Raw genomic sequence first — 24,245 nt, 5'->3', positions numbered from 1 at the left:
AACTCTACCGCGCCACCGCCGCATTCAACGCATTGACCAGCGCCAGCGGATCGAAAGGCTTGCGCACCTGAACGGCTTTCGGCAGGGCGCGGCGCTCGTCGTCGCTGAGCGCGAGATCGTAGCCGGTCACGAATACGACGCCCAGTTCCGGCATCTCGCGACAGGCGGCAATCGCCAGTTCCACGCCGGATTGCCCGGCGAGATCCACATCCGTCAGCAACAAGTCGAAGCGATGCTCGCGCAACAACGCGAGCGCTTCATCGACGCTGCCCGCGTCGGCCAGATCCAGCCCGAACGTGCGCAACAGTTCAGCGGTGCTGGTGCGCACGAGTTCGTCATCTTCGACGAATAACACGCGCATGCGCGTCAGCGCGTCGTCCTGGGCGACATGCGGCACGCTCGAATCGCCGTTCGCGGCAGCCGGCGCCGATACCTGCGCGGATTGCCCGAGCACATGCCGCACTCTGCGCGCCAGCGCCTCGTGCGTATAAGGCTTGCTCAACAGATCGATGCCTTCGTCGAGCCGTCCCGCATGCACGATCGCGTTATCCGTATAGCCGGACGTGAACAGCACCGCGATACCCGGCACGCGTTCGCGCGCCTTGCGCGCGAGTTCCGTGCTGCGCAGCGGCCCGGGCATCACGACGTCGGTGAAAAGCAGATCGATCGGCGCGCCGCTCTCGACGATCGCGAGCGCGCTCTGCGCATCCTTCGCCCGCAACACGCGATAACCGAGATCGGCAAGCAGTTCGACGACCGTCGCGCGCACTTCCTCATCGTCCTCCACGACGAGAATGGTTTCGCTGCCGCCTTTCGCCGGGCCGGCGTCGATATTGATTTCCAGGTCTTCTTCCTCACGCGCGCGCGGCAGATAGAGACGCACCGTCGTGCCGTGTCCTTCCTCGCTGTACACCTTCACGTGCCCGCCGGATTGCTTGACGAAGCCGTACACCATCGAGAGCCCGAGGCCCGTGCCCTGGCCCTCGCGCTTGGTCGTGAAAAACGGCTCGAACGCGCGTTCCTGCACTTCGGGCGACATGCCCGAGCCCGTGTCCGTCACGGCGACCATCACGTACTGGCCGGGCGAAACGTCGGCGTTGCGCATCGCGTAGGTTTCGTCGAGCGAGGCATTGCCCGCTTCGATCGTGAGCTTGCCGTGAGCGTTCATCGCATCGCGCGCGTTGATCGCGAGATTGAGCAGCGCGTTCTCGACCTGAAACGGATCGACGAGCGTATTCCACAAGCCGCCCGACACGATGGTCTCGATCTCGATGCCGTCGCCGAGCGCGCGGCGGAACATGTCGTCGAGGCCGCGCACGAAGCGGCCCAGATTCACGACTTTGGGCGCGAGCGGCTGACGTCTGCCGAACGCGAGCAATTGCGACGCGAGATTCGCGCCGCGCGCGACGCCCGCGAGCGCATTTTTTACGCGTTGTTCCGGCTTGTCCTTGCCGGCGACGTCCTTCGCGAGCAATTGCAGATTGCCGCCGATCACTTGCAACAGGTTATTGAAGTCGTGCGCGACGCCGCCCGTCAGCTTGCCGATCGCTTCCATTTTCTGCGCCATGCGCAACGCTTCTTCGGCGTGACGCAGCGCGTCGGCGGTTTCGCGGTCCGCCGTGACGTCGCGGCCCACGCCGTGAATGCGCCGCGTGCGCGGATCGAGCGATACCGTCCACGCGATCCAGCGCCAGCCGCCGTCCGAGCGGCGCAGCCGGCAGTCGAAGCGCACCGGCGCGCCGCTCGCGCGCAGCTTGCCGAGTTCGGCGGCGGCGGCGTGCGCATCGTCCGGATGCACGAGGTCCGTGACCGTGTGCGAATGCAGGCGCTGCGAATCGAAGCCGAGCAGCGTCGTCCATGAAGGACTCACGCGCAACAGCGCACCCTCGAAGCTCGCGACGAAAAACAGATCCTCGCTCAAATCCCACAGACGGTCGCGGTCCGCGACGGCATCCGCCACGCGGCGTTCCAGCGTCTCGTTCAGATCGTGCAGCGCGTCCTGCGCCTTCGTGCGTTCGGCGATTTCGTCTTGCGCCGCCTGAAAGAGCCGCGCATTGTCGATGGCGATCGCCGCCTGCGATGCAATGCCCGTAAGAATCCGCTCCGCTCGCTCCGTGAAGACGCCCGGCGCGGGATGGCCGAAGAAGAGCCCGCCGAGCACTTCGCCGTCGCGCGAGACGACCGGCGCGGCGAGATAGCTGCACACGGCGAGATGGCCCTTCGGCATGCCGTGATGCGGCGCGTTGTGCCCATAGCGCGGATCTTTTGTGATGTCGTCCGAGCGCACGATGCCTTCGCCGCCAAACGTCGGACCGAATACGGCGGTGTTGCGCGGCATCGGGAATTGGGCGAACGTGTCCTTCGGCACGCCCGACAGCGTGTAGAGCGTATAGTGCGCGCCCTTGTCGTCGACCACGTTGTAGAAGAACGCGCCGAAGGCCGCGCCCGTCAGCTCGGTCGCGGCATCGACGACGACCTGCACCGCGCGGCTCAGGTCCAGCTCGCCCGCGACCGCCGTGCCGACGCGGTTGAGAATCTCCAGCGTGCGCGATTCGTCGCGCAGCTTTTGTTCGGTCGCGTGACGCAGCCGCGCGAGGCGCAGATTGCTCGCCACGCGCGCGAGCAGTTCGCGGGCGGCGAAGGGCTTGGTCAGATAATCGTCCGCGCCCGCTTCGAGACCGCCGACGCGCGCTTCTTCGCCCGCGCGCGCGGACAGCAGCACGACCGGCGTCTCGCGCAGCGCTTCGTCCTCGCGCAAGGCGCGCAGGAGGCCGAAGCCGTCGAGGCGCGGCATCATCACATCGGAGACGATCACTTCGGGATGCACCGTCCGCGCGCTCGCGAGCGCGGCTTCGCCATCGGCGGCGACGCTCACGTCGTGGCCCGCCGCGGCCAGCATGCGGCGCATGTAGTCGCGCAGGTCCGCGTTGTCGTCGACCACGAGCACGCGGCCCGGCCGGGCGTCGGCGGGCGCCGGCTCGTCGGTGGCGTTCACGGAAAGCGGCGTGTCTTCCTCGCTTTCGACGACGTGCTGCTCGTGGGCGTCGGGCATCCAGCGCATGGCGGCATCGACATACGAGCGGGCGCGAATGCTTGCTTCGGCATGCGGCGCGTCATCTTCCGCGAGCGCGGAGTCGCGCAGCGCGGGCAACGTGACGACGAAGCACGCGCCGTCGCCGGGCGTGCTGTCCACGCGGATCGTGCCGCCGTGCAGCTTGACGAGCTCCTGCACCATCGCGAGACCGATGCCGCTGCCTTCCATCGACCGCCCCGCCGCGCCCGCGACGCGATGAAAGCGCTCGAACACGCGCACCAGTTCCGGCTCCGGAATGCCGATGCCGGTATCGCGCACGCACAACTCGATGCCGTGCTCCGCGTTCACGCGCAGCGATATGCCGATGACGCCGTCGAACGTGAACTTGAACGCGTTCGACAGCAGGTTCATCACGATCTTTTCCCACATGTCGCGGTCGATGTTCGCGATCACGGGCGCCGATCCGACGTCGATCTCGAAGCGCAGGCCGGCCGTTTCGATCGCCGAACGAAAGAGCGACGCGAGCTCGGCGGTGAACACGGCGATGTCCGTCGGCTGCCGGTGAATGTCGATGCGCCCGGCCTCGATGCGCGAGAAGTCGAGCAGCGCGTTGACGAGCTTCAGGAGCCGCAGGCCGTTGCGATGCATGATCTCGACGATCCGCATGTCCTCCGGACTCACGCGGCCGGGGCTCGCGAGCAGTTCTTCGAGCGGGCCGAGCATCAGCGTGAGCGGCGTTCTGAACTCGTGACTGATATTGGAGAAGAACGTGGTCTTCGCGCGGTCGATTTCGGCGAGCGCTTCGGCGCGGCGGCGCTCTTCGTCGTAGGCGTGCGCATAGCCGATCGCCGCGCCGATCTGGCCCGCGACCAGATTCACGAACGCGCGATACCCTTCGTCGAACAGGCGATAGGGATTGAGCGCGGCGATCAGCACGCTCGCGCGGCCGGTTTCTCCCGACGGCGCGATGGGCACGATCACGGCGCGCGACGGCGCGACGTTCCATGCGCCGGCGGGCAGCGGCGCGTCGATGAGACGATCCAGATTCGCGACGATGCGCGCCTCGTTGTCGCGCAGCGCATCCTGAAAGGGCCACGGGTTCGGGTGCGCCGCGTGCAGGATCGCGGGCGCGGCGCGATGCTCCGGCCCGATTCCGCACGCGCCGACGAGCGTCGCCGTGTCGCCGCCCGGCTCGACCATATAGAGCAGCGCGAAGGGCAAGTCGCGCGACGCGATCTCGAGCGCGCTCATCGAACGTTCGCACGCTTCGCGCCACGTGCGCGCGTCGGCGGTCGATGCCGCCAGTTCGCGCAGCGCGTTCAACTGGCGCTCGCCGAGCACGCGCTGCGTGTCGTCGCTGTTCGCGCAGATGATGCCGCCCGCGCCGCCGCGATCGTCGGGAATCGGGCTATACGAGAACGTGTAATACGTTTCTTCCGGGAAGCCGTTGCGCTCCATGACGAGGAGCTTCTGTTCGACATAGGTGCCTTCGACGCCCGCGAGCGCGGTGTCGAGCAACGGGCCGATCTCGTTCCAGATTTCGCGCCACACGACCGAAGTCGGCCGGCCGAGCGCCTGCGGATGCTTGCCGCCGATGATCGACTTGTACGCGTCGTTATAGAAGAAGAGGAGGTCGGGCCCCCAGCCGACCCAGATCGGCTGGCGCGACGTCAGCATGATGCGGATGGCCGTCTTGAGACTTTGCGGCCAGTGCGCGGGCGAGCCGAGCGCCGTTTGCGTCCAATCGACCTCGCGGATGAGCGCGCCCATTTCGCCGCCGCCCAGAAGGAAGCTCGGGTCGAGCCCGTGCATTCTCGTGTCCGCGATCAGATTGTCAGCTTTCATCGACGCTTGGTCTCCTCGCCCGTCTTTCGATTCGGCGACGTCCTGTGCCGGCAATGCCCGTATTGAGATTCGAATCGCTTGCGCGCCCGGGTTTTCACGGCGCGGACAATGTCGAATTCTCGCACGGAAAACGCTTTGGATCGTGTCGCCCGCAAAACGCGACGAGGCTTCCCTGGATCGTCAGACGGGACGTCGCGGGCGTTCGGAACGCATTTTGCTAAACCGATGCCAGCACAAGCACATTGCGTACTCACGCCGCCACGACGTTCGAGAACATGTCCAGACCGATGCCCAGAACCACACTCACTTCCGAAGCAGGAATCTACGAAGGCTTCGATATCTACGCGTCGTACGTGGTCAACGCGACGGGCATGCACATCGGCACGCTCAAGGTGGTCCGCAAGCGCGACAAGCGCGTGCTCTATCCGTTCGATGGCTGCGAGACGATCGGCCCGTTCGAATCCAGCGACGATGCGCGACATGCCGCCGAAGCGCTCGGCAGACGCATCGTCACGGCGGATATTGCCAATCCGGAGCCTTGATTGCGCGTCGGCATCGAATGTCCTATGACGCGTCGAGCCATGCGGTAAGAACGCTCGCGGTATCCGCTGTCGATCGGCAAGAATCGCTCGCGCTTCGGGGAAAACCCCAGCGGATTGATCGTCCTAGGACATGCGAGGCGTGCGGCATGCGTCTGTATCTTGATCTCAAGGCGGTGCGTGGCGCGCGAATTCGGGCGCAGCACCGGATCACCGACGCATCCGGACAACGACTATGAGTGACGTGCAAGCATTCACGAGGCAAGACGCGCAGTCGCGCGCGCCGATCAGACGCGCGATGGCGGCTTCGGCCATCGGCAACGCGACCGAGTGGTTCGACTACGGCATCTACAGTTACGGCCTGACCTATATTTCCGCCGCGCTCTTTCCGGGCAGCACCGCGCAGGCGACGCTCTTCGCGCTCGCGACGTTCGCGATCTCCTTTCTCGTGCGGCCGCTCGGCGGACTGTTCTGGGGACCGCTCGGCGACCGGCTCGGCCGCAAGCATGTGCTCGCGCTGACCATCCTCATCATGTCGATGGCGACGTTGCTCGTCGGCCTTCTGCCGTCGTATGCGAGCGTCGGCTTGTGGGCGCCCGCGTCGCTCGTTGCACTGCGGATGATCCAGGGCTTCTCGACGGGCGGCGAGTACGGCGGCGCGGCGACCTTCATGGCGGAGTACGCGCCCGATCACAAACGCGGTTTTTGCGGCAGCTTTCTGGAGTTCGGCACGCTGGCGGGCTTCTCGCTCGGCGCATTTCTGATGCTCGGCTGCTCGGTGCTTCTCGGCAACGACGCGATGCACGCGTGGGGCTGGCGCCTGCCGTTTCTCGTCGCGGCGCCGCTCGGTCTCATCGGTCTGTATCTGCGCTCGAAGATGGAGGACACGCCCGTGTTCCGCGAGTGCGCCGAAGCGTCGGAGCGCGAACATCATGCGGGCGTGCCGCTGCGCGAACTCTTCGCGAACTACTGGAGGCCGCTGCTGCAGTTGGGTGGGCTGGTCGTCGCGCTGAACGTCGTGAACTACGTGCTGCTCGCGTATATGCCCACGTTCATGAAGAAGGAACTCGGCATGAGCGACAACCTTTCGCTGCTGCTGCCCTTGATCGGCATGCTGTCGATGATGGTGCTGCTGCCGTTCGCGGGCGCGCTGTCGGATCGCATCGGACGCAAGAAGGTGTGGTGGCTTTCGCTCGCCGGCATCTTCGTCGCGGCAGTGCCGATGTTCACGCTGATGTCGCATGGCATCGCCGGCGCGCTGATCGGCCTCGGCGTGCTCGGGCTGCTCTACGTGCCGCAACTCGCGAGCATCTCGGCGATGTTCCCCGCCATGTTTCCGACGCAGGCGCGTTATGCCGGCATGGCGATCGCCTATAACGTTTCGACGTCGATTTTCGGCGGCACCGCGCCGATGGTTACCGACTGGCTTATCGGCCGCACAGGCAGCACGCTGGTGCCGGCGTATTACATGATGGGCGCTTGCGCGGTCGGCGCGATTGCGCTGGTGTTCGTTACGGAGACGGTCGGGTGTTCGTTGCGCGGAAGGGAGATTCCCGGGGCGAAGGCAAATTCAGCGACGCGTGCCGGGGAAGTCGCGCATGAAGGGTTGGCGGAGCATCGGCACGCTTGAGGGGGATTGTTCGCTCTTGTGAGGGTGGCGCATCTCAACGCGCCACCCTCATCGCCTTCTTCGCCCCCAAAACCCGCGCCTGCAACACGATCACGAGCAACAGAAACAACCCGCGAATCACCGATTGCCAATACGCCGACAGCGAGATATACCCCAGCCCGTTCTCGAAGTTCAGCAGATTGAACACGAGCCCGAGCAGCGCGACACCGGCGATCGTCATCGCGATTGAACCTTCGCCTCCCGTCAAACGCGTCCCGCCGAGCACCACCGCCGAGATCGCGAACAACTCCCAGCCGACGCCTTCGTTCGGCTGTCCGGCGCCGAACTGCGCGGCCAGAATCGCGCCGGCGATGCCCGCGAGCAAGCCCGAAACGGCATACACGAAGACGAGCGTGCGATCGACGTTCAGGCCCATCAGCCGCGAAGCCTCTTCGCTGCCGCCGATCGCGAGCGCATGGCGCCCGAAGCGCGAGCTGCGCAATGCGATCCACCCGATCACCGCCGCCGCCGCGCACACGATCCCCGGAATCGGCAGACCCAGAAAATCGCCTTGCCCGAAAGCGGCGAAGTTCATATCCGACGATATCGCCACCGCGTCGTTATGACCGAGCAGAAGCGCGAGCCCGTGCGCGCCGAGACTCGTCGCCAAGGTGACGATGAACGGCAAAATGCGCATGTGCGTGATGACGAGCCCGTTCAACACGCCGACCGCAAGCCCCGCGAACGCTCCCGCGAGCACGCCCGCCCACGCGCCGTACGGACTCGCCAGCGCCGATACGACGCTCGCGAGCGCAGCCACCGCACCGACCGACAGATCGATGCCGCCCGTGATGATGACGAACGCCATGCCGATCGATATCAACAGGAACATCGAGTTGTATCGCCAGAACGACGTCACGTTATACGCCGACAGAAAATGCTCGTAACGCGTCACGCCAAGCACGAGCAACGCGACGAGCGCGATCAGAATGGGCAGGTTCTTCTTCATGACAATCAGCCTCGCTTGCGTTGCACGTACACCGCGGCGATGATGATCGCGGCCTTGAGCACGAGCGCGGCGGCATCCGGAATGCCGTGCGCGAGCAGCGTGTAACGCAACAACTGAATGATGAGCGCGCCGATCAGCGTGCCCGTGATATAAGCCTTGCCGCCTGTCAGCGCCGTGCCGCCGACCGCGACGGCCGCGATCGCATCGAGTTCGACGCCGAGGCCCACCACGTTCGCATCCGACGACGAATTCACCGAAATCGATATGAGCCCCGCGAGTCCGGCGAGCGCCGCGCAGACGGTGTACGCGATCATCTTCACGCGCGCGGTCGGAATGCCGGAGAGATACGCGGCATCCTCGTTGCCGCCCGTCACGAGCAGGTATTTGCCGAAGAGCGTCTTGCGCACGATCCACGTGAACACGGCAACGAGCGCGAGCATCAACAGGATCTGGAAGGGCACGCCCGCGACCTTGCCGAGCGCGATCCACTGAAACGCGGGATTGTTGAACGCCTGCAGGCTGCCATCGGTGACGACCTGCGCGATGCCGCGTCCTGCTATGAAAAGCACCAGCGTCGCGACGATCGGCTGCACGTTCAGACGCGTCACGAGAAAGCCGTTGAAGATGCCGCATGCCGCCGCGGCGACGATCGGCAACGTGAACGCGAGCACGATGCCGAGCGGCCCGTCGATGTTCATGAAGAGCATCGGCGCGAGCGCACCGGCAATCGCCATCGACGCACCGACCGACAGATCGATGCCGCCCGTCGCGACGACCAGCGTCATGCCGATGCCGACGATCACGATCGTCACCACTTGCGTGAGATTCACGTTGAACGTCTGCAGCGAAAGGAAGTGCTGCGTGAAGATCAGATTGAAGACGATCATCGCGAGCAGCACGGCGACTTCGCGCTGAATCGCGATTGCGCGTTTCTTCTTCGCGGGTGCCTGCACGATCGGCGCGGCGCGTTGCGTGTCATCGATCATGTTTCGCTTCCTCCACCGCTTCGGCAAGCGTCGATTCCGCGCCCGCGCCGTAGGCGATCGCGTCCATGATCGATGCCTCGTTCATCTGCGCGCCGTCGAGTTGCGCGACCGTTTCGCCGTCGCGAATCACGACTGCGCGATCGGCCACGGCCGTGAGTTCTTCCAGTTCCGATGCGGACAGCAGCACCGCAAGACCCGCGTCGCGCAACTCGCGCACGATCTTCGCGACATCGGCCTTCGCACCGACATCGATGCCGCGCGTGGGTTCGTCGAGCAGCAAGAGGCGCGGGTGCGTCGCGAGCCAGCGCGCGAGCAGTACCTTCTGCTGATTGCCGCCGGAGAGTTCGCGTATCGGCTGATCCGGCGAGCGCAGCTTGATGCCGAGCGATTCGACGAAGCCATCGACGATTTCGCGCTGCTTCGCGATATCGATCACGCCGCTCTTCGTCAATGCAGGCAGGCACACGAGCGTGAGGTTGTCGCGCACGGATAGCTCCGGCACGATGCCTTCGGCCTTGCGATCTTCCGTCAGATAAGCGATGCCGCGCGCGATCGCGTCTTTCGGTGATTTGAACGCGGCGTTCTCGCCGCCGACGGCGAGCGCGCCCTTGGACGGGCGGTCCGCGCCGAAGAGAAGGCGCATCGTTTCCGTGCGTCCCGAGCCGAGCAGGCCCGCGAGACCGACGGCTTCGCCCGCATGCACGTCGAGCGAGACGTCCGTGACTTTCGCGCCCGCGGCGAGGCTCTGCGCGGAGAGTGCGACGGGCCCGCGCTTCGCGAGATTCGCTTCTTTCACCGCGCTGTCTTCGTGCACGACGGCGGCGAGCGTGCGGCCGAGCATCGTCGTGACGAGCTTCAGCTTGTCCATCTCCTGCATCGCATTTTCGGCGACGGTCTGGCCGTCGCGCATCACGGTGACGCGATCGCACAGCGCATACAGTTCGTCCAGCCGATGCGATACGAAGATCACCGCGCGTCCGTCGTCGCGCAAACGTCGCACGACGGTGAAGAGCAGTTCGACTTCGCGTTCGTCGAGCGAGGAGGTGGATTCGTCCATGATGACGAGCTTCGCATCCGACGACACCGCCCGCGCCAGCGCGACCATCTGCTGGATTGCGGTGGAGTATTCGCGCACCGGCTTTCTGACATCGATTCGCAATCCGAACGATTCGAGCAGATCCGCCGCGCGACGCTGCACCGTCTTCCAGTCGATAAGACCGAAACGGCGCGGCTCGCGTCCGAGAAAGATGTTCTCGGCGACCGAGCGGAACGGCACGAGATTGATCTCCTGATAGATCGTGCTGATGCCTGCTGCGCGCGCGTCTTTCGGCGTGCGGAAATCGACCTCGCGGCCATCGAAGCGAATCGTGCCCGCGCTCTTGCGATAAGCGCCCGTCAGAATCTTGATGAGCGTGGACTTGCCCGCGCCGTTCTGGCCGATGAGCGCATGCACTTCGCCCGCCGCGACCGAGAGGCGCGCGCGCTTCAGCGCAGCAACGCCGCCGAACGCGATGTCGATGTCCTGCATGTCGAGAAGGGGAGTCTGAGCCATGCCGTGCTGTCCTTCGAAAAGAAAAAGCGAGCGCCTTCGATCAGGCGCCCGCAAGGCACACACACTCCGCTCAGTACCCGTACTGCATGCTCGCGTCGACGTTGCTCTTGTCGTAGAACCGGTCCGAGACCTTGACCCACGGCGGAATCGTCTCGCCCTTCGCGTACTTCTGCGCGACATCGCATGCGAGCGGCCCGAAGAACGGGCTCGACTGCACGCTCGCGCCCAGCTCGCCTGCCTTGATCGCTTCGAGGCCGCCCTTGGTGCCGTCGATCGTCACGAGGACGATGTCCTTGCCCGGCTGCTTGCCCGCCGCCTTGATCGCGGCGATCGCGCCGAGCGCCATTTCGTCGTTGTGCGCATAGACGGCGGTGACATCCGGATGCGCCTGCAAGAGCGTCTCCATCACCTGACGGCCCTTGTCACGCGCGAAGTCGCCGCTTTGCGACGCGACGATCTTCATGCCCGCATTCTTCGCGATGACTTCGTCGAAGCCTTTCTTGCGATCGTTCGCGGCGGACGCGCCCGTCGAGCCTTCGAGTTCGATGATCGTCGCCTTGCCGTTGGTCGCCTTCACGAGCCAGTCGGCGGCGCGGTGGCCCTGATCGATGAAGTCCGAGCCGATGAACGTGATGTAGTCCTTGCCCGCCTTCGCCATCGACTGATCGATGTTGCGATCGACGAGAATCACCGGAATGCCCGCTTTCTTCGCCTGCATCACGACGGGCACGAGCGGCTTCTCTTCACGCGGCGGGAACACCAGCAGATCGACGTGCTGCGCGATCATGCTCTGGATGTCCGAGACCTGCTTGGCCGCCGAACTGTTGGCATCGGTCATGACCATCTGCCAGCCGCATTTCGCGGCGATGTCCTTGAAGCTCTTGGTTTCCGCGAGACGCCACGGGTTGTTGCTCTCCGTCTGCGCGAAGCCGACCTTCAACGGCTTCTTGTTCGGGATTTTCGGCAGTCCGTCATCGGCGGCGTGGGCGGCGGTGAAGCCGGCCGCGAGTGTCAGGGCGGTCAGTGCGGCGACGAGCGGGCGCAGGCCCATGCGCGATTTCTTCTCTAGCGACAGCATGTCTTCCTCCATAGGATGGTTTACCTTTTTTCTAGTAGTGCCGATGCTTGTGTTGCCCGGTCTTCCTCTGCGAGAGGGGTCATGCGTATTGCGACTTTGGCGATTGTTTCATCGCGTTTTATTAACGTTCAATCGCTAATATTATTAGCTGCGAGCTGTCTGACTTCGGTGATTTCCCTGACCGAGCCGCGCTCGATCAGCGGTCCGTCGAGTTTCACGGTACGGCGTCTTACTGGTGCCCCTGCCGCGCGGTTTTCCTCTTCCTGCAGCAGCGTTTCGACCGCCCATCGACCAAGCTCGTAGTTCGGCAACACGACCGTCGAAAGCGGCGGATGCGTATGCCGCGCGATCTCCTGATCGTCATAGCCGAGTACGGAGACATCGTCGGGCACGCGCAGGCCGAGCTGCTTCAGCGCCTCGATCGCGCCGAGCGCCATCAGGTCGTTCGCGCAGAAGATCGCGGTCGGCGGATTCGGCTCGCGCATCAGCGAGAGCGTTTGTTCGAAGCCGGTGTCCGGGCTCCAGTCGCCTTCGCGCACGAGTTCCGGCGCGAAGGGGAGATCGGCCGTCGCGAGCGCGGTTCTATAACCCTTGAGCCGATCGCGCGCCGCGTCCTGCCACGGCTCGCCGTTGATATAACCGACGCGCTTATGGCCCGCGGCCAGCAGATGATCCGTCGCGGTGTGACCGCCCGCGACTTCCGCGGGCACGACCGACGACACGCTCGCATCGCTCGTATAGCAGTTGAGCAGCACGGTCGGAACTTTGGCGAGCACGGCGGCCAACGTCACGCGGCGCGTGTAGACGGTCGCGTAGATCACACCGAGCACGTTCGGATTGCCAAGCGTCGCGTCGAGCACGCGCGCCTCGATTTCCGCGTTGCCGTGCGTCGAATAGACCGCGAGCATGCGGCCGTTGGCGAACGCGGCATCGCGCGCGCCGTCGATGCTGACGACCGGGTGCGGGCTCGTCGATATTTCGTCGGCGAGATAGACGATCAGATTGCGCTCGCCCTGACTCTCCAGTGCGGCGACCGGCTCGCGCTGCGTCATGCGATAGCCGAGTTCCTGCGCGGCTCGCAGCACCTTGTCGCGCGTGGTGTCGGAAAACTTCGCGCCGCTCGCGTTGTTCAGCACGAGCGAGACCGTCGATTGCGAGACTCCGGTGAGTTTCGCGATGTCGGTCATCGTCGGGCGGCGTTGCGTCGATTTCTTCATTGTGTGTAGCGCATGCGGCGTATGTTTCTTCCGCGGATCAAGTGGCGTGGGCCGGAGTAACTTGCCGTTAATATTAGTGATGAATGACGCGGAAAGCACGGGTTTATTGGGCATTTCTGATCAGGGTTTTCACCGGTTATTACTAATAATATTGACGAACGGATTACACGCGTGCGATTCTGCTCTCGCACTCGCAACGAGGAGATCGCGCATGGGCAAATACGACGAGAGCACGCGAAACGCGTTCGCCGAAGCGTTCGAACGGGACGGCTTCGTGCTGCTGCGCGACCATTTCCCGCGTGCCGTGCTCGAAGCGTGGCGCGATGCATTCGCGCCGCTTCTGCAACCGCATGTCGATGCCGCGCGCGACGCATCGGCGAGCGGCAATCGCGGAGCGGGCCGCTATTACGTCACGCTGCCGTTCGAAGGCGAATTCGCCGATCCGTCGATCTTTTGCGATGAAGACATCGTCGGCATTGTCGAGCGCGTGGCCGGGTGCGATCCGGTGATGTGTCAGCTCGCCACCGATACGCCCGTGGCCGGCTCCGGTTACCAGGACTGGCATCGCGATACGCCGCCGCTTTTCGACGACGCGCCCGAAACGCCTTCATTCCAGCTTGCGGTGAATTTCCCGCTCGTCGATGTCGATGAGCGCAACGGTCCGCTCGAAACAACGCGCGGCACGCATCGCATGTCGCGGGACGAAGCGCTCGCGGGTCTTGAGGCCGGGCGATTCGCCGCCGAGCAAGTGCCGATGAAAGTCGGCGACGTGATGATCCGCGATGTGCGCGGGCTGCATCGCGGTACGCCGAATCTGAGCGGCGAGCCGCGCCCGATGGTCGTGATCGGTTATAGCCGCGCGTGGTATTTCCGTCCCGAGGTGCATATCGACGTGCCGCGGGACGTGTTCGCCGACCTGCCCGCGCGCGCGCGGCGTCTGCTGCGCTTCAATCCGCTCGTCGAGAAAACGGCGCGCACCTTCGACGAAAGCTACCGGCAGTTCGCATATTGAGCGCCGCGCCTTCCGATACGCTCGTCGAGTTGCGTCACGGCGCCCGGCGCGTGCTGCTCGCGCCGCACGTGGGCGGCGCGATCGCGGCCTTCGACGAAATACGCGATGGCCGTTCCTTCGACTGGCTGCGTGCCGCGACGCCGTCCGCGCTCGCCGCGCGCGACCCGCTCGGCATGGCGAGCTTTCCGCTGCTGCCGTACTGCAACCGTATCCGGGATGCGCGCTTCGAATTCGACGGTGCGCTCGTCGATCTGTCCGGCGACGGCAATGCCTTCGCCCATGCGCTTCATGGAAACGCATGGCGCTTGCCGTGGCGAGTGGGCGACGTGTCGGCGTCGCGCGCGCGTTTGCATTTTTTGCACGAACCTTCGCGCGCGGCGGCGCATCACTGGCCGTTCGCGTACGAAGCGACGCAGGATTTCGCGCTCGATGCACACACGCTAACGGTCGCGATCTCCGCGCGCAACCTGTCCGATCGGCCGATGCCCTTCGGCATGGGACATCATCCATACTATCCGCGCACGCGAAACACACGCGTCCACGCGCGCGTCGCGGCGATGTGGCATAGCACGCCCGATCTGCTGCCGACGCATGCGGGACCGCATCCGTGCGTCGATGCGATGGCGTCGCAAGAAGGCATGTCCGCCGATGCCTTCGATCTCGACAACAACTTCGCCGGCTGGTCGCGCACGGCGACGATCGCCTGGCCCGACGAAGCGCGCGCGATCACGCTCGCCGCAGAAGCGCCGTTCGATCACATGGTGGTGTACGCGCCCGCGTCGCATCCCGATTTGCTCTGCGTGGAGCCGGTGAGCAACGTGGCGGACTGGGTCAATCTCGATACCGATCACGCGCTGAAGGGCGGCGCGGTGTTGGAACCGGGCGAATCGGTCACCGCGTCGTTCACGTGGACGACTCGCTTCGGGTAGGACTGTGTCGGCTTATTGACCGAAGAAGACGTCGCAGCGGGGCATGGCGCGGCAGCCGCTCTGAGCGCGGCCGCTCGCGGATGCGCTCACGCCGGCGGCCATGCCGCCGTATGCGGCATCGTCTGTTTGGGCGGCGGGCGTTGCGGCGGTCTGCTTCTGTTCGGGCGTGGCTTGCGACATGAACATCGGGCGCATCGTCTGAACGAGTTGCTGCGCGTCGGCGGGCATGCCTTGAGCGTGCGCCGCGCCGAGAGTGGCAACGTTGGCGACGAGCGCGCACGCGGCGACCATGGCGAAGCGTTTTGGACTGACTTTCGACTTCATGCTCCAGCTCCTTGAAACGAATGCACAAGCAGCCGGGAACACAATTCTCGGACTCCTTGCAGCTTTTCGATGGATGGGAATCGAGCGCAGTGAATAGCGCTCAACGATCACCTTACGGTGAAGCGGGAGTGTGAGAAATCCCTACTTCGTAGGGATGCGTTGGTGGGGGCGCGTTCGAACTCTTGAAACGCCCGAACGCGCGATGACACCAAACTTAGTACGACTTCGCGGCGCCGCCGCTCGACGTACCCGAGTTCGAACTGCTCTTCTTGTTCTTGTGCATCTTGCTGCTGCTCGACGAGCCCATGGTGTTTGCGCCCGAAGCGCCCGAGGTCGAGCCTGTCACGCCATTGCTATTCGGCGTGCCCATACCGGTGCCGCCTTGTCCCGCGCCGTTGCCTCCTGCCGTTCCGCCGCCCGCGCCGCCGCCTTGCGCGAACGCTGCGCCCGACAGACCCAGAATCATGGCCGAAACAAGCAGACTTCTCTTCGCGTTTTTCATGATGTCCTCCCGTTGATCGATGGTTTCGATGCCCGCGGGCTCGCACAATGCCGCGGCCTCGCCGCTAGACTTGCGCAATCGCCGTGCCGCTCGGGAGTACGCGGCAGCGCGATGACTACGCCAACGCCTCGTCACACCATTCGATGGCCCAGGCGCGCGCGCAATGAACGGCGTCCGATTCGCTCGTGAATGCGTCGAGTTCGCCGGATTCGAAAACTTCCACATGCGCCGTGTGTTCGTCCGGCGAATGCGTGATCTTCGCGCGGGCGTAGTAGCTTCCGTCCGGGTCGTGACGCGCGGTGCAATCGATGTGAAACGTCTTGTAGTCGAATCGCATAAAAAGGCTCCGGGATTGATGTCTCGCGGGCAGGCGCGAAGCGTGCGCAAACGCATTTGCGTTTGACTCCCCACCTCACCTGCAGTACTGTATATACATACAGTATCATACTCAAGATGGATCTCTCCGAAAAGCTCGAAATCCTCGCCGACGCCGCCAAATACGACGCGTCATGCGCGAGCGGCGGCGCGCCGAAACGCGAGTCGCGCGGCATCGACGGCCTCGGCGCCAGCACCGGCTCAGGCATCTGTCACAGCTTCACGCCGGACGGCCGCTGCGTCTCGCTGCTCAAGATCCTGTTGACGAACTTTTGTCTCTACGACTGCCGCTACTGCATCAACCGGCGTTCGAGCAACGTGCCGCGCGCGCGCTTCACGCCGGAAGAAGTCGTCGGACTGACGCTGGATTTTTATCGCCGCAATTACATCGACGGGCTTTTTCTCAGCTCCGGCGTGATTCGCTCGTCGAACTACACGATGGAGCAGCTCGTTCTCGTCGCGAGGACGCTGCGCGAGAAGCACCATTTTCGCGGTTATATCCATCTGAAGACGATTCCCGACGCCGACCCGGAACTCATCGCGCAAGCGGGACGCTACGCCGACCGCCTGAGCGTGAACATCGAGTTGCCGACGGAAATCAGTCTCGAACGTCTCGCGCCCGAAAAAAGCGGCCGCACGATCAAGCTGGCGATGGGCAATATCCGCGTCGCGCGCGAGGAGTCGGAAGCGGAGCCGCGCGCGCCGCGTTTCGCGCCGGCCGGGCAGAGCACGCAAATGATCGTCGGCGCCGACGAAACCGACGATCGCACGATCCTCGGCACCGCCGAAACGCTGTACGGCTCGTATCAGTTGAAGCGCGTGTATTACTCGGCGTTCAGTCCGATTCCCGACAGCCCGTCGGGCGTGCCGTCGAAAGCGCCGCCGCTGTTGCGCGAGCATCGGCTGTATCAGGCGGATTTTCTGATGCGAGGCTACGGATTCGCCGCCGCCGAACTGCTCGGCGATGCCGGCAATCTGCCGCTCGATGTCGATCCGAAGCTCGCGTGGGCGCTCGCGCATCGCGACCGCTTTCCCGTCGATCTGAACGCCGCGCCCGCGCGCGTGATCGCGCGTGTGCCGGGCATCGGAATGCGCAACGCGAAGCGCATCGTCGAACTGCGGCGCGCGCGGCGCGTGCGCTATCAGGATCTCGTGCAGTTGCGCTGCGGCATGGACAAGGTGAAGCCGTTCGTGGTCACGGCGGATTACCGGCCGCCGCTGGGCGAAACGCCGTCGGAAAATCTTCGGCGCGCGCTCGCCACCGGGCCTGTGCAGCTTTCGCTGATCTGATGCGCGTCATCATCATCGACGACGATTTCGACGCCTGGCGCGCCGCCGCGCTCGATGCCCTCGCGCAACAACTCACGCCCGAATCGATCGACTGGCGCACGGCGCAAGCGGAGCCGGCGTTGTTCGGCGAAGCGGCATCGCCGGCCGGCGCGGCGGACGCGCCGCACATCCGCGTCTCGCGAGAACTTGCATCGCTTCTGAAGGACGCCGCGCATTTCCGCGATCCGCGCCGCTGGAGCTTTCTCTATCGCGTGCTCTGGCGTTGGGCGCAGGGTGACCGTTCGGTTGCATCGCCCGCCGATGAAGACGGCGCGCGCCTCTACAAGATGGCCAAGGCGGTGCGCCGGGCACAGCACGACATGATTGCCTACGTGCGGTTCCGCCAGCGCGAGGCATCGCTCGGCGCGCCCGAATACGTGGCCTGGTACGAGCCGGGCCACGACGTGCTCGCCTGGGCCGCGGAGCATTTCGCGGCGCGCATGGGACGCTCGACGTGGCTCATCGCGACGCCCGACGCAGCCGCGATGTTCGACGGCGAGCGCCTGCAACTGGAACGCCGCCGCGCGCTGGCATCGGATCATGCGGTCGATACGCCCGACGCCGCCGAAGCGCTCTGGATGACCTACTACCGCAGCATTTTCAACCCCGCGCGCCTGAACGAATCCGCGCTCGAACAGCATATGCCGGTGCGTTTCTGGAAAGGGCTGCCGGAAGGCGCGCTGATTCCGCAGCTCGTGAGCGACGCGCGCGGCGGCGCACGGCGCGTCGCGCAGGCGCAAAGCGTGGGCGCGCTCGTCGGCAAGCCGGTGCAGGTAGAAGCGCAGGACGCGCAGCCCGAACGCGATGCGCCCACGTCGCTCGACAATTGCCGCCGCTGCGATCTGTGGCGCAACGCGACGCAGGCGGTGCCCGGCGCGGGTCCGTCCGGCGCGCGCATCATGCTGCTCGGCGAACAGCCCGGCGATCAGGAGGATTTGAAGGGCGAGCCGTTCGTCGGCCCGGCGGGACAACTGCTTCACGACGCGATGCAGCGCGCCGGCATGCCGCGCGAGCAGGTCTATCTGACCAACGCGGTGAAACATTTCAAGTGGGAGCCGCGCGGCAAGCGGCGTCTGCACAAGACGCCCGCGCAGCAGGAAGTGCAAGCGTGCTCGTACTGGCTCGAACAGGAATTGCACGACGTCGGCGCGCGCGTGATCGTGACGCTCGGCGCCACGGCGCTGGCGGCGCTGTTCGGACGACGCGCGACGCTGGCGGCGCATATCGGGCGCGTCGTACCGTATCGGGACAAGCTGGTCGTCGCGACGTATCACCCGTCGTATGCGCTGCGGCAGAACGACGAAGCCGCGCGCGAGCGAACCGTCGCGGCCATCGTCGAGGCGCTCGAAAGGGCGCGCGAACTCATCGGCTCATGAGATCAGAACGCCGCGCGAATCACGCCGCCGTCCGCGCGCAACGCCGCACCGTTCGTCGCCGACGACAGATCCGAGCACACATACGCCACCATGTTCGCGATTTCCTCGGGCGTGATGAACCGCTTGAGAATCGACGTCGGCCGCGCTTCTTCGAAGAACTGCGTCTCGAATTCGTGAAAGCTCTTGCCGCCTGACAGTTTTTCGACGAAATCGGTGACGCCTTCGGAACTCGTCGGCCCCGGCAGCACCGAATTGACCGTGACGCCCGTGCCCTCGCAGGTTTCCGCGAGGCCGCGCGCGAGCGAGATCTGCGCCGATTTCGTCATGCCGTAATGAATCATCTCGACGGGAATCTGGATGCCGCTTTCGCTGCTGATGAACACGACGCGGCCCCAGTTCTTCTCCTTCATCTTCGGCAGATACGCGCGCGACAGCCGCACGCCCGACATCACATTGGCGTTGAAGAAGCGCAGCCATTCCTCGTCGGGAATCTCCTCGAACGGCTTCGGATCGAAGATGCCCATGTTATTGACGAGAATATCGACGTGCGGAAAGCGCTTCACGAGTCCGTCGACCTGCGCGGCGTCCGAGACGTCGCCGGCGAAGCCTTCGGCCTGCGCGTTCGGCACGAGTTCGCGCAGCTTGGCGAGCGCCGCATCGACGGACGCCTGCGAACGGCCGTTGACGATCACGCGCGCGCCTTCACGCGCCAGCGCCACGGCAATGGCATGACCGATGCCTTTCGTCGATCCGGAAACCAGCGCGAGCCTGTCGGCGATCTTGAGATCCATCTCTGCTCCTTCGAACGAGGTTGAGGTTGCGTCGGCGCGCCTGCGCGACGGGTTCCGGGGATGGTAACCAGAAGCGGCGCGCTTTGCATGGTTCATGCACGTCATCGAAATTGCAGCGGCCAAATTTTGAGCAATCTAGTTAGGATGACGGATCAAAAAATCCGTGCTGCACAACGCGCCGAATGCGGCGGCTTCCCGTAGCGGAAAAACCCGCTGGAGCCTTGTCCCGCATGCCTTCGCGACCGGTGAAACCTCGCGACATAAATGCCCGATGGCTTCCCGCGTGGTCATCCTTCATAGTTGCGCCAGCGTGATCGGGAACGAACGCAGCAGCGAGAACCGAGAGACGTATCACGCATCCATCCATTCACGATTCCCGGCGCGGCCGGCACGGAGGTGCAACATGTCCAGCTCGATCAAATTCTCGTCGCTCAATGCGGTCTTCAAGAAAGTGCGCGGTGCGGCGCTCGCCGGTTTTGTCGTCGGCACGGCGCTGCTCGCCGGCTGCGCGAGCAATCCCGCACAGGCATCCGGCCAATGCGGCCAATACGTGCAGACCGTTGCGGCGTCGCCCGCCGTGCGTCCCGACAACATCTACGTCTACGCTTTCGCGAGCGATGCAAGCGACGTCAAGCTCGACAATCACGGGCTGATCTCGAAGATCGGCTCCGCGATGTCCGGCGATTCGCAGGCGCAAAAGCAGGCGCAGGACGCCGTCGCGGCGCGCGAGGAAGTGGCGAACGAGATCGTCGCGAAGCTACAGTCGATGGGCCTTCGCGCAATCCGCGCCGACGTGCCGCCGCCGCAAGACCAGAACGTGCTGGTCGTGGAAGGCCGCATCGATACGATCGACGCGGGCAATCGCCGCCGCCGCATGGTGATCGGCCTCGGCGCGGGCGAAAGCAAGGCCGGCGCGACAGTGCAACTCGTCTTCAAGCCCGCGAACGGCGCGCCGCAACTGCTCGAACAGTTCGACGCGAAGGCCGACAGCGGCCACGCGCCGGGCGTCGCGGAGATGGCGGGCATCGGCGCGGCGGCGGGGCATGTCGCGAGTTCGCTCGTGGTGTCGGGCGGGCTGCACGCCGTGTCGGAGACGAAGCACGCGGGCGTGTCGTCGGACGAGAAGCGTCTCGGCGACGCCATCGCGAAACAGATCGTCAAGCTCGGCCAGGCGCAGGGATGGATGCCCGCGAAGAGCTGATCGAAGCGCCGCTGACGCGAACCATGCGCGGCCCGGAACCTGCTTGCACTATGATTCCGGACGAATGTTCGCTTTGCGAGCCCCCGCATGCCGACGATTGCCCTGATTGTCCTGACCGTTGTGGTGACCCTCGTCATCGTGCTGCTGATCGCGAATCTGACGAGCGGCGAAAAGAAGATCGAGCACAAGATCGACCGGCTCTACGCGAGCGACGATCCGCAGTTCATCCGCTCGATGGGCCTGCTGCTTGGGCCGCCCGTCGTCGGCGGCAACCGCTTCGACGTGCTCGTGAACGGCGACGAGATTTTTCCGTCGATGCTGCAAGGCATTCGCGCGGCGCGAGAGACGATCACGTTCGAGACGTTCATCTACTGGTCGGGCGAGATCGGCGAGGAGATCGCCCGCGCGCTGTCCGACAAGGCGCGCTCGGGCATCGCGGTGCATGTGCTGCTCGACTGGGTCGGCTCGTCGAAAATGGACAAGCGCTATCTGCACATGCTGCGCGACGCGGGCGCGGAGGTCATTCAGTATCACAAGCCGCACTGGACGGGGCTCGGGCGCATGAACGACCGGACTCACCGCAAGCTGCTGGTGATCGACGGGCGCATCGGCTTCACGGGCGGCGTCGGCATCGCCGAGGAATGGACCGGGCACGCGCAGGACGAAAAGCACTGGCGCGACACGCATTTTCGCGTCGAGGGCGCGGCCGTCGGGCAGATGCAGGCCGTGTTCATGGACAACTGGATCAAGGCGACGGGCAATGTGCTGCACGGCCCGTCCTATTTTCCGGATATCGAGGCCGCGGGCGAAGGCTGCGCCCATATGTTCAGCAGTTCGCCGTCCGGCGGCAGCGACGACATGCAGTTGATGTACCTCATGGCCATTACCGCCGCGACGCACTCCATCCATCTGTCGAGCGCGTACTTCGTGCCGGACAAGCTGACCATCAACGCGATCGTCGAGGCGGCGAAGCGCGGCGTGCGGGTGCGCATCATCACGCCGGGCAAGCATATCGACACGCACACGGTGCGCGAGGCATCGCGCGCGTGCTGGGGCGACTTGCTCGCGGCGGGCGTCGAAATGTACGAATATCAGCCGACGATGTTCCACTGCAAGCTCATCGTCGTCGACGAATTTCTGGTGTCGGTCGGCTCGACCAACTTCGACAGCCGCTCGTTCAAGCTCAACGACGAGGCCAACCTGAATATCTACGATCGCGAATTCGCGCGCCGGCAGACGGCGATTTTCGACGACGACGTCGCCCACGCGAAACGCATCACGCTCGATGACTGGCGCCGCCGCCCGCTCGCCGAAAAGCTGGTGGAGCGCGCCGTCGCGCTGCTCGATTCGCAGCTTTGACGCTTGCGTGCAGCGCATTGCGAATATTTCTCATCCGGGTCTAAAGATCGCCGGGCGTAAGCCGATAAGACGCTCACGCAATCGAGTCTTCGGACTATTCGCAACTATGCACGGCACCTACAACCTCTGGCTGGTCGCGGCATCGCTCATGGTCGCGACGCTCGCCTCGTATACCGCGCTCGACATTTCGGGCCGCATCGCCTCGCTTTCGCAATCGCGCATGCGCAACGCCTGGCTCGCGGGCGGGGCGGCGTCGATGGGCATCGGCATCTGGTCGATGCATTTCATCGGCGTGCTCGCCTTCGAATTGCCGATTCCGCTCGGCTACGATCTGAAGATCACGGCCGGGTCGCTCGGCATCGCGGTGCTCGTGTCGTTCTTCGCGCTGCACGTCATCACGAGCAGGCGGCTGACGGCGCGGCGCCTCGTCGCGAGCAGCCTGCTGATGGGCGCGGGCATCGCGACGATGCACTATACCGGCGACGCCGCAATGCGCATGCAGCCGGCGATCGTCTACGACCCGGCACTTTTCGCGGCATCGATCGCGATCGCGGTGATCGCGTCGGGTGCGGCGCTGTGGATCGCGCACACGCTCTCGGACGCGAACCAGACGAACGTGCTCGCCAAGCGCGCGGGTTCGGCGCTGGTGATGGGCCTCGCGATCACCGGCATGCACTACACGGGCAACGCGGCGGCGGAGTTCCTGCCGGGCTCGATCTGCGGCGCGGCCAATGACGTCGACGTGCGCTGGCTCGCGACGACCATCGTGCTCTTCACGCTGGCGATCCTGATCATCACGCTCGTGCTGTCGCGCTTCGATGCGCGCACGGCGCTCCTGGCCGGCTCGGTGTCGCGGCTGAACGGCCAGATCGTGCGCATGGCGACTTTCGACACGCTCACGGACCTGCCGAACCGCCGCACGATGAACGAGCGCATCGACCGCGCGATCAAACACGCGAAGCATCACCGCAGCCATTTCGCGATTCTCTTCATGGACCTCGACGGCTTCAAGACCATCAACGATTCCCTCGGCCACACGGTCGGCGACGAGGTGCTGAAGGCGTTCGCGCGCCGCCTGCAGGAATGCGTGCGCGGCGGCGACACGGTGGCGCGTCTGGGCGGCGACGAGTTCGTCGTGATGCTGGAAAATCTGCATGCGCCGACCGATGCCGAGAAGATGGCGGAGCGCATTCTCGACGCGATGAAACAGGGCCTGCTCGTCAGCAATCATCCGTTGCAGGTGATGCCGAGCATCGGCATTGCGCTGTTTCCGCAGGACGGCGACAGCGTCGAATCGCTGCTCAAGCACGCGGACGTGGCGATGTACGAGGCGAAGCGCGGCGGGCGCGCCACGTATCGCTTCTTCGAGGCGAGCATGAACGAGGCGGCGGTGCGGACCCTGCAGATACAGCAGGCGCTGCACGAGGCGCTGAACGGCGGCCATTTCTATTTGCTGTTCCAGCCGAAGTTTCGCGGCAAGAGCGGCGAGCTGGCGGGCGCGGAGGCGCTGATCCGGCTGGATCACCCGGAGATCGGCACGCTGACGCCGCTCGAATTCATTCCGATCGCGGAGCGTTCCGGCCAGATCGTGCAGATCGGCTATTGGGTCGTGTGCGAGACCTGCCGGCATCTCGCGCGCTGGCGAGCGGAAGGGCGGCCGCCGGTGAAGGTGGCGATCAACCTGTCGCCGCGGCAATTGCACGAAGGGGATCTCGTCGCGAACATCATGAAGATCTTGCGCGACGAGGGCGTGGAAAGCGATCAGATCATGTTCGAGATCACCGAGACGGTGGCGATGCAGGACGCGCCGCGCACGATCGAGATGATCCGCGCGTTTCAGGACAACGGTTTCGAGATCGCCATCGACGATTTCGGGACCGGCTATTCGAGCCTTGCCTATTTGCAGCGTTTTCGCGCGAAGCAGTTGAAAATCGACCGTTTCTTCACGAACGGACTCGACGAGAACGGGCAGGAAGGACGCGCGATCGTGTCGGCGATCATCGCGCTGGCGCATTCGCTCGATATGGACGTGGTCGCGGAAGGCGTCGAGACGGGCTCGCAGCTCGACCGGCTGCAGGACATGATGTGCGACGAGATGCAGGGTTTCTTGCTGGCGATGCCGCTTTCCGCCGATGCGTTCGGGGTGATGCTGGAGAAGGCTGTGGTCGATGCCTGAGT

General features: G+C 64.8%; 19 protein-coding genes. 9 read left to right on the top strand and 10 right to left on the bottom strand.

Going from position 1 to position 24,245, the window contains the following annotated elements; translation table 11 throughout:
• Window positions 1–4 precede the first annotated feature (4 nt).
• Window positions 5–4,879, bottom strand: coding sequence for a response regulator (locus tag NOV72_RS13725; protein ID WP_106855152.1), 4,875 nt, complete (start codon window positions 4,877–4,879; stop codon window positions 5–7).
• A gap of 287 nt (window positions 4,880–5,166) precedes the next feature.
• Between NOV72_RS13725 and NOV72_RS13720 the strand changes: the two genes are divergently transcribed.
• Window positions 5,167–5,421: a DUF6723 family protein gene (locus tag NOV72_RS13720; protein WP_106855151.1), complete on the top strand. Its 255-nt coding sequence runs from the start codon at window positions 5,167–5,169 to the stop codon at window positions 5,419–5,421.
• A gap of 232 nt (window positions 5,422–5,653) precedes the next feature.
• The gene (locus tag NOV72_RS13715; RefSeq protein ID WP_106855150.1) at window positions 5,654–7,048 is read left to right on the top strand and encodes an MFS transporter; all 1,395 of its coding nucleotides are present in this window, start codon (window positions 5,654–5,656) and stop codon (window positions 7,046–7,048) included.
• Window positions 7,049–7,082: 34 nt separating this feature from the next.
• Here NOV72_RS13715 and NOV72_RS13710 read toward each other — a convergent pair whose 3' ends face one another.
• The 5 genes from NOV72_RS13710 to NOV72_RS13690 form a co-directional block, all read right to left on the bottom strand.
• Window positions 7,083–8,036, bottom strand: a complete 954-nt coding sequence (locus NOV72_RS13710) for an ABC transporter permease (protein WP_106855149.1) — start codon at window positions 8,034–8,036, stop codon at window positions 7,083–7,085.
• A 5-nt stretch (window positions 8,037–8,041) separates the two neighbouring features.
• A complete protein-coding gene (locus NOV72_RS13705; protein ID WP_106855148.1) occupies window positions 8,042–9,022 on the bottom strand; it encodes an ABC transporter permease in 981 nt (326 codons plus the stop codon).
• Window positions 9,012–10,574, bottom strand: a complete 1,563-nt coding sequence (locus NOV72_RS13700) for a sugar ABC transporter ATP-binding protein (RefSeq protein WP_106855147.1) — start codon at window positions 10,572–10,574, stop codon at window positions 9,012–9,014. Before NOV72_RS13700 ends, NOV72_RS13705 begins: the two co-directional genes overlap by 11 nt.
• 70 nt (window positions 10,575–10,644) lie before the next feature.
• Window positions 10,645–11,652, bottom strand: coding sequence for an ABC transporter substrate-binding protein (locus NOV72_RS13695; RefSeq protein ID WP_106855330.1), 1,008 nt, complete (start codon window positions 11,650–11,652; stop codon window positions 10,645–10,647).
• Window positions 11,653–11,780: 128 nt separating this feature from the next.
• Complete coding sequence (locus tag NOV72_RS13690) at window positions 11,781–12,869, bottom strand: LacI family DNA-binding transcriptional regulator (protein WP_245933032.1); 1,089 nt, start codon at window positions 12,867–12,869, stop codon at window positions 11,781–11,783.
• A gap of 211 nt (window positions 12,870–13,080) precedes the next feature.
• Between NOV72_RS13690 and NOV72_RS13685 the strand changes: the two genes are divergently transcribed.
• Together NOV72_RS13685 and NOV72_RS13680 are read left to right on the top strand one after the other, a co-directional pair.
• Window positions 13,081–13,881 carry a phytanoyl-CoA dioxygenase family protein gene (locus NOV72_RS13685; RefSeq protein WP_106855146.1) on the top strand — a complete coding sequence of 267 codons (801 nt, stop codon included), beginning with the start codon at window positions 13,081–13,083 and terminating at the stop codon, window positions 13,879–13,881.
• Complete coding sequence (locus tag NOV72_RS13680) at window positions 13,878–14,810, top strand: aldose 1-epimerase (protein WP_106855145.1); 933 nt, start codon at window positions 13,878–13,880, stop codon at window positions 14,808–14,810. The genes NOV72_RS13685 and NOV72_RS13680 overlap by 4 nt, the downstream gene beginning before the upstream one ends.
• 12 nt (window positions 14,811–14,822) lie before the next feature.
• On the opposite strand, the gene NOV72_RS13675 is transcribed toward NOV72_RS13680, so the two are convergent.
• The 3 genes from NOV72_RS13675 to NOV72_RS13665 form a co-directional block, all read right to left on the bottom strand.
• On the bottom strand, window positions 14,823–15,134 hold the full coding sequence (locus NOV72_RS13675; RefSeq protein ID WP_106855144.1) for a hypothetical protein: 312 nt from the start codon (window positions 15,132–15,134) through the stop codon (window positions 14,823–14,825).
• 214 nt (window positions 15,135–15,348) lie between these two features.
• Window positions 15,349–15,636, bottom strand: coding sequence for a hypothetical protein (locus NOV72_RS13670; RefSeq protein WP_245933031.1), 288 nt, complete (start codon window positions 15,634–15,636; stop codon window positions 15,349–15,351).
• Window positions 15,637–15,751: 115 nt separating this feature from the next.
• Window positions 15,752–15,973, bottom strand: coding sequence for a hypothetical protein (locus NOV72_RS13665; RefSeq protein ID WP_106855143.1), 222 nt, complete (start codon window positions 15,971–15,973; stop codon window positions 15,752–15,754).
• Window positions 15,974–16,089: 116 nt separating this feature from the next.
• Here NOV72_RS13665 and NOV72_RS13660 point away from each other — a divergent pair, with 116 nt between their 5' ends.
• Together NOV72_RS13660 and NOV72_RS13655 are read left to right on the top strand one after the other, a co-directional pair.
• Complete coding sequence (locus NOV72_RS13660; RefSeq protein WP_106855142.1) at window positions 16,090–17,301, top strand: putative DNA modification/repair radical SAM protein; 1,212 nt, start codon at window positions 16,090–16,092, stop codon at window positions 17,299–17,301.
• Complete coding sequence (locus NOV72_RS13655) at window positions 17,301–18,716, top strand: UdgX family uracil-DNA binding protein (RefSeq protein WP_106855141.1); 1,416 nt, start codon at window positions 17,301–17,303, stop codon at window positions 18,714–18,716. The genes NOV72_RS13660 and NOV72_RS13655 overlap by 1 nt, the downstream gene beginning before the upstream one ends.
• A 2-nt stretch (window positions 18,717–18,718) precedes the next feature.
• Here NOV72_RS13655 and NOV72_RS13650 read toward each other — a convergent pair whose 3' ends face one another.
• Complete coding sequence (locus NOV72_RS13650; protein WP_106855140.1) at window positions 18,719–19,507, bottom strand: SDR family NAD(P)-dependent oxidoreductase; 789 nt, start codon at window positions 19,505–19,507, stop codon at window positions 18,719–18,721.
• A gap of 403 nt (window positions 19,508–19,910) precedes the next feature.
• On the opposite strand from NOV72_RS13650, the gene NOV72_RS13645 reads away from it, so the two are divergent.
• The 3 genes from NOV72_RS13645 (at window position 19,911) to NOV72_RS13635 (ending at window position 24,243) form a co-directional block, all read left to right on the top strand.
• Window positions 19,911–20,708, top strand: a complete 798-nt coding sequence (locus NOV72_RS13645; RefSeq protein ID WP_106855139.1) for a DUF4410 domain-containing protein — start codon at window positions 19,911–19,913, stop codon at window positions 20,706–20,708.
• 87 nt (window positions 20,709–20,795) lie between these two features.
• Window positions 20,796–22,067, top strand: a complete 1,272-nt coding sequence (cls, locus tag NOV72_RS13640) for a cardiolipin synthase (RefSeq protein WP_106855138.1) — start codon at window positions 20,796–20,798, stop codon at window positions 22,065–22,067.
• Window positions 22,068–22,173: 106 nt separating this feature from the next.
• Window positions 22,174–24,243 (top strand): putative bifunctional diguanylate cyclase/phosphodiesterase, encoded by a 2,070-nt coding sequence (locus NOV72_RS13635; protein ID WP_106855137.1) that lies wholly within the window; start codon window positions 22,174–22,176, stop codon window positions 24,241–24,243.
• Window positions 24,244–24,245: the final 2 nt, after the last annotated feature.

The organism is Caballeronia novacaledonica, assembly GCF_900258035.1.
In the GTDB taxonomy this organism is placed as follows: domain Bacteria; phylum Pseudomonadota; class Gammaproteobacteria; order Burkholderiales; family Burkholderiaceae; genus Caballeronia; species Caballeronia novacaledonica.
The sequence above is the reverse complement of the archived record's forward strand: the minus strand, read 5'-3'. Positions and strand labels throughout refer to the sequence as shown.